General features: G+C 69.9%; 6 protein-coding genes. 4 read left to right on the top strand and 2 right to left on the bottom strand.

The annotated features are described in order from the left end of the window. Positions 1–29 precede the first annotated feature (29 nt). Both ABZ749_RS27380 and ABZ749_RS27375 read right to left on the bottom strand, forming a co-directional pair. A complete protein-coding gene (locus ABZ749_RS27380) occupies positions 30–404 on the bottom strand; it encodes a hypothetical protein (RefSeq protein WP_357232854.1) in 375 nt (124 codons plus the stop codon). Next, positions 401–1201, bottom strand: coding sequence for a DUF881 domain-containing protein (locus ABZ749_RS27375; RefSeq protein ID WP_357194816.1), 801 nt, complete (start codon positions 1199–1201; stop codon positions 401–403). Before ABZ749_RS27375 ends, ABZ749_RS27380 begins: the two co-directional genes overlap by 4 nt. Positions 1202–1422: 221 nt before the next feature. Here ABZ749_RS27375 and ABZ749_RS27370 point away from each other — a divergent pair, with 221 nt between their 5' ends. From ABZ749_RS27370 to ABZ749_RS27355, 4 genes are all read left to right on the top strand, one after another. Further along, positions 1423–1686: a cell division protein CrgA gene (locus ABZ749_RS27370; RefSeq protein ID WP_112583988.1), complete on the top strand. Its 264-nt coding sequence runs from the start codon at positions 1423–1425 to the stop codon at positions 1684–1686. A gap of 205 nt (positions 1687–1891) precedes the next feature. Then, positions 1892–4090: a (Fe-S)-binding protein gene (locus tag ABZ749_RS27365; RefSeq protein WP_357232856.1), complete on the top strand. Its 2199-nt coding sequence runs from the start codon at positions 1892–1894 to the stop codon at positions 4088–4090. Between the two features lie 106 nt (positions 4091–4196). Continuing rightward, positions 4197–5519 (top strand): hemolysin family protein, encoded by a 1323-nt coding sequence (locus ABZ749_RS27360; protein ID WP_357232852.1) that lies wholly within the window; start codon positions 4197–4199, stop codon positions 5517–5519. Then, a partial coding sequence (locus ABZ749_RS27355) for a CNNM domain-containing protein (RefSeq protein ID WP_357232850.1) occupies positions 5512–5966 on the top strand: 455 nt, incomplete at its 3' end. The genes ABZ749_RS27360 and ABZ749_RS27355, both read left to right, overlap by 8 nt.

The following is a 5966-nucleotide window of genomic DNA, read 5'->3' as shown; positions in this document are numbered from 1 at the left end:
TGGACGGTCACCACGCCCGACGGCACCCGCTACTTCTTCGCGGGCGAGGCCGCCGCGACCGACTCACGGTGGACGATCCCGGTCTTCGGCGACCCGGCAGTCGCGCTGCCCGGCCAGGGCGGCGGCGCTTCGGCACCCGAGCGGCCCGGGGGCCCGGTCGGCCCGGTCGGCTCGGTCGGCTCGGGTCGAGGGGCGCTCGGTGGCGGCTGCTGGCTTCGCGGCGGCTGCTCAGGTCGTGGCGGCTGTTCGGCTCGTGGCGACTGCAGCACCGGCTCGGGCCAGTTGCTGGCCGGGGTCGGTCGGCCCGGCGCCGACTCGGGCCGGTCGACCTTGGGCAGAAAGGCGGTCGGCTCGTCGGTGTGGTCCCGGTGTCGCCCGTCGCGTTGCTCGTCCGGCCCGCTCACTTGGGCACCGTAGCCGAGCGTAGGGCTGTGGAATCCTCGAATGCGGGAACTCGCACCGTGGAGGCAGTCTCCTTGTAGCCAAGCTGGTAGTCGTCGACCGCGTCCTTGAACAACCGGACTCCCTGAGAGCTGGCGAGGGCCTGCTGGAGGGCAGCGGGATCGCCGATCGCTACGATCTTGAACGGTGGGGAGTACACCCGGCCGTGAAGTAGCAGGGTGTTACCGACGCAGCGTACCGCGCTGGTGGTGAGCACGCGGACATTCATGATTGACATGGCCTCGGCCCCGCCGGCCCAGAGCGCGTTGACCACCGCCTGTACGTCTCCCTGATGCACCACCAGGTCGTCGTTGCTGGCGTCCGACTGCGTCTGGTCGAGCTGGGGCGCGTCGTTCAGCTCGACGGTGACCCCGGGCCCGCTCAGGGCGGTGAACCCGGCGTCCTGGAGGCTGCCCTGGGCGCGATTCTGCTGAGCCTTGATCGGGGCGTCCGACCCGGCCAGCGTGTTGGTCCGTTGCTCGACCTCGCCGCGCAGCTCGGCGGCGCGGCGCTCGCTGGCGGCGACCTGTTCGCGGCGGTCCTCGATGAGCTGGTTGAGCTGGGGGCGTCGGTCCTCCCGGAGAGAGGTGCCGCCTGCGGTGGTCGCGGTGGTGGTGAAGAGCAACCCGGCCGCCGCGGCGATCAGGGGCACCCCGATCGACCAGCCCGGACGGCGCTGGCGCGGTCGCCGGGGCAGCAGCCCGGCGGCGGCCCGTCGGAGGACCTTCTGCCAGGAGGTTGCGCCGGATGTGTACTCCACCGAGCGTTCCTTCCGCGTGTCGGGGATCGGTCCGTGCCGGCTGGGCCGGTGATGCGAACAGTCCCGCCTCTTTCGGTCACTCCGTGCACCGGCCTGACCCCATTCGTGGTCCGGGCGGCCAATCGGGACTACGCTAGCTCTCGAACATTATTGGCCATGGACCGTCGCCCCCGCGCCCGGTTGTCAGGCCGGACGAGGTCGTCACCCCTCTGGAGAGCGCCGTGCCCAAGTCTCAGGTCCGTAAGAAGAAGGTGTACACCCCGCCGACGGACGTGCGTCCGACGACGACGTCGTCGTCGCGCAAGCCTAGCCCGGTGTGGTTGCCGATCACCGCGGTCGCCTTGATCGTCGTCGGCATCGGCTGGCTGGTGCTCTACTACCTGTCGGAGCAGGAGTACCCGGTCATGGCGTGGGGTTACTGGAACCTCGCCGTCGGCTTCGGTGCGATGGTCGCCTCGCTGGCGTTGCTCTCTCGCTGGCGCTGATCCGCCGACCGTCGCGTCGGCGGTCCCACGTCACCCCGTCGAGCCCCTGCCCAGCAGGATCGGGTGGGGCCCCCCTATGGTGTGCGCAGGCAGCGCGGCCTACTGCGAGATGACTCACGTTACCGCTGGGTAACCTTCGCGTAGGCTGCACTGCATGACCGAGCAGAGCGAGGTCATCAGGCAGCAGACCGGGGAGGCCAACTCGATGGGCAGCGTCCAGATCGTCACCACGATCCTCGCAGCCGCCATCACCGCCGTGGCGGTGTGGCTTGCGGTGCGTGCGGTCCTGAAGATGGTGGCAGTCATCCGGCTCGGGCAACCCGCGCCGGAGCGGTTCTCCGACAAGGTCGCCCGCGCCAGGACGATGCTGGTGGAGACGGCCGGCCACACCCGGATGCTCAAGTGGGGCGTGGTGGGTGCCGCGCACTGGTTCGTGATGGTCGGCTTCGTCGTGCTGTCGCTGCTGGTGCTCGAGGCGTACTTCGAGGTGGTCACCACCGACGGCGGTCTGCCGATCATCGGGCACTGGACGATCTTCGGTCTGGTCACCGAGATCATCGGGGTGCTGGGTCTGGTCGGCATCCTGGTGCTGATGGCGATCCGGCTGCGCAACCGGCCGACCCGCCCGGGAGGGCGGTCCCGGTTCACCGGCTCGACCATGTGGCAGGGCTACTTCGTCGAGTGGATCGTGCTGCTGGTCCTGATCTTCGGCTTCGTGATCCGGGGCTTCAAGGTCGCCACTGACCACTTCGAGTTCCCGTTCTGGGCCACCCCGGTCAGCCACGCGGTCGGCGCGGTGCTGCCCGACTGGGCGGACGGCGTCAGCGTCGCCGCGGCCATCAAGATCATTATTTCGATGACGTGGCTGATCGTCATCTCCCTGAACGTCACGATGGGCGTCGCCTGGCACCGCTTCCTGGCGTTCCCCAACATCTTCTTCAAGCGGGAGCCCGCCAAGCCGGCCGGCTCCGGTCTCGGCGCGCTGCGCCCGATGACGAGCCAGGGCAAGCCGCTCGACTTCGAGGAGGCGGACCCGGAGAAGGACCAGTTCGGCGTCGCCCACGTCGAGCAGTTCAGCTGGAAGGGCCTCCTGGACTTCAGCACCTGCACCGAGTGCGGTCGCTGCCAGTCGCAGTGCCCGGCCTGGAACACCGGCAAGCCACTGTCGCCGAAGCTGCTGGTGCTGAGCCTGCGCGACCACGCGTACGCGAAGGCGCCCTACCTGCTGGCCGGCGGCGGCAAGGACCTGACCGGCGAGGAGAAGGCCACCCAGGCGCAGCTCGCCCACCTGGACGTGCTGGCCCTCGCCGAGGCCGACAAGCCGTTGATCGGCACCGCCGAGGAGGGCGGTGTCATCGACCCGGACGTGCTCTGGTCCTGCACCACCTGCGGTGCCTGCGTCGAGCAGTGCCCGGTGGACATCGAACACGTCGACCACATCGTCGACATGCGCCGCTACCAGGTCCTGATCGAGTCGAGCTTCCCCTCCGAGGCCGGGGTGATGCTGCGCAACCTGGAGAACAAGGGCAACCCGTGGGGCGCCCCGCAGAACACCCGCGAGGACTGGACGAAGGGTCTGGACTTCGAGGTGCCCCGGGTCGGCGAGGTGGACGACTTCGAGTACCTGTTCTGGGTCGGCTGCGCCGGCGCGTTCGAGGACCGGGCCAAGAAGACCACCCGCGCGGTGGCCACGCTGCTCAACGAGGCGGGCGTGAAGTTCGCGATCCTGGGCGAGGGCGAGACCTGCTCCGGCGACCCGGCACGACGGATCGGCAACGAGTTCGTCTTCCAGATGCTCGCCCAGCAGAACGTGGAGACGTTGAACGAGGCGTTCGAGGGTCGGGAGAAGGCCAAGCGCAAGATCGTGGCGACCTGCCCGCACTGCTTCAACACCCTGGGCAACGAGTACGGGCAGCTCGGCGGGGAGTTCGAGGTGGTCCACCACACGCAACTGCTCGCGCACCTGGTCGCCACCGGCAAGCTCACGCCGGTGCAGCCGGTCGACGGCGGCGTCACCTACCACGACCCCTGCTACCTGGGTCGGCACAACCGCATCTTCGCGGCCCCCCGCGAGGTCCTCGGTGACGCCATCGCGGGCGACCTGACCGAGATGCCGCGTAACAGCGAGCGGTCCTTCTGCTGCGGTGCCGGCGGCGCCCGGATGTGGATGGAAGAGAAGATCGGCAAGCGGATCAACGTGGACCGCGTCGAGGAGGCCATGGCCACCGGGGCGAAGACGGTGGCGGTCGGCTGCCCGTTCTGCTCGACGATGCTCAACGACGGGGTCAACGGCAAGGGTGCCGGCGAACAGGTCGAGGTGATCGACGTGGCCAGCGTGCTGCTCCGCTCGGTCAAGCCCGAGCAGCCGCAGGGCGGCAAGGAGACCGCGCCGATCGGCGGCTGAGACGCGTACCTCCGGGATCTGTTCATCGACAGCGGCGGCCCCTGAGGGCCGCCGCTGTCGTGCAAGAATCTCGCCGAGGTGAGGCGACATCGACGGCCTACTCTTGATGACGCTGTTGCCCCTGGTCGGCTTCGCAGCCCTGACCGCGGGCAACGCGTTCTTCGTCGCGGCCGAGTTCGCCCTGGTCACTGTCGACCGGGCGGAGATCGACCGGCGGGCCGCCGCGGGCGACCAGGCCGCCCTGACGGTACGCACAGCGCTGCGCGAACTCTCCTTCCAGCTTTCCGGGGCGCAGCTCGGCATCACCATCACCGCGCTGCTCACCGGCTACCTGGCCGAGCCGGCCCTGGCTCGGCTCTTCACCCCGCTGTTGCGCCCGCTGGCCGGGGACAGCACGGAGCGGCTCACCCCGTTCCTCGCGTTGGCCCTGGCCACGCTGATCTCCATGCTCTTCGGCGAGTTGGTGCCGAAGAACGCGGCGCTGGCCCGGCCCATGCCGGCGGCGCTGGCCACGGCCGGTCCGATGCACACCTTCTCCCGGACGTTCGGCTGGGTGATCCGGGGGTTGAACGGCTCGGCGAACCGCCTGGTCCGGGCGTTCGGCGTGGAGCCGCAGGAGGAGTTGGCCAGCGCCCGCTCGCCTGAGGAGCTGGGCCTGCTGGCGGGCATCTCGGCGCGGGCCGGCGCGTTGCCCACGGACACCGCGATGCTGCTGCGTCGCACCATCCGCTTCGGTGACAAGCGGGCAGCGGAGGCGATGACCCCCAGAGTGGACGTGGTCGCGCTGCGCGCCACGGCCACCGTGGCGGAGCTTCTGGAGGAGTCGCGGCGGACCGGGCGGACCCGGTTTCCGGTGTATGAGGAGACCCTGGACCTGGTGACCGGTGTGGCCGGCGTGCCCGACGCGCTGGGCGTGCCGCTGGCCGACCGCGCGTCGACCCGGGTCGGTTCGGTGGCCCGCGAGCCGGTGTACGTGCCGGAGAGCCTGAACCTGGACGGTGTCCTGGCGGCGTTGAAGGCGGCCGGGGCCGACCTGGCCATCGTGGTCGACGAGTACGGCGGCACGGACGGCGTGGTGACAGTCGAGGACCTCGTCGAGGAGTTGGTCGGGGAGATCGCCGACGAGTTCGACCCGGCGAGCGTGGACGACAACGGTTCGGACGAGCTGACCGTGCCGGGCGGTGAGCGCACAGTGTTGGTCGACGGTGTGCTCCGCTCCGACGAGTTGGCCGAGCAGACCGGCTTCCGGCTACCCGAGGGGCCGTACGAGACCCTGGCCGGGTTCCTGATGGCCCAGCTCGGGCACATCCCGCTCGCCGGCGAGACGGTCGAGGCGGCCGGCTGGGAGTTCACAGTGGTCGAGGTCGAGCGGCACCGGATCGAGCAGGTCCGGGTGTTGCGCCCGGCGGACCCGGACGACGATGACTGAGCTGCTGGTGACAGTGCTGTTGCTGCTCGGCAACGGGTTCTTCGTGGGCAGCGAGTTCGCGCTCATCGCGTCCCGTCGGACGGTGATCGAGCCGCTGGCCGCCGGGTCGAAACGCGCCCGCTGGGCGTTGTCGGCGATGAACCAGATTCCGCTGATGATCGCTGGCGCGCAGCTCGGCATCACTGTCTGCTCGTTGGGTCTGGGCGCGATCGCCGAACCGGCGCTCGCTCACCTGCTGGAGCCGCCGTTCCACGCGGCGGGCCTGCCGGAGCGGGCGGTGCACCCGGTGGCTTTCGTGCTGGCGCTGGGCGTGGTGGTATTTCTGCACACGGTCGTCGGTGAAATGGTGCCGAAGAACATCACGCTGGCCGGTCCGGAGGTCTCCGCGCTCTGGCTCGGCCCGGCGATGCTGGCATTCTGTGTGGCCACCAAACCGTTGTTGCTCGC

The organism is Micromonospora sp. NPDC047753, assembly GCF_040642735.1.
In the GTDB taxonomy this organism is placed as follows: domain Bacteria; phylum Actinomycetota; class Actinomycetes; order Mycobacteriales; family Micromonosporaceae; genus Micromonospora.
This window is presented reverse-complemented; position numbering and strand designations above follow the sequence as displayed.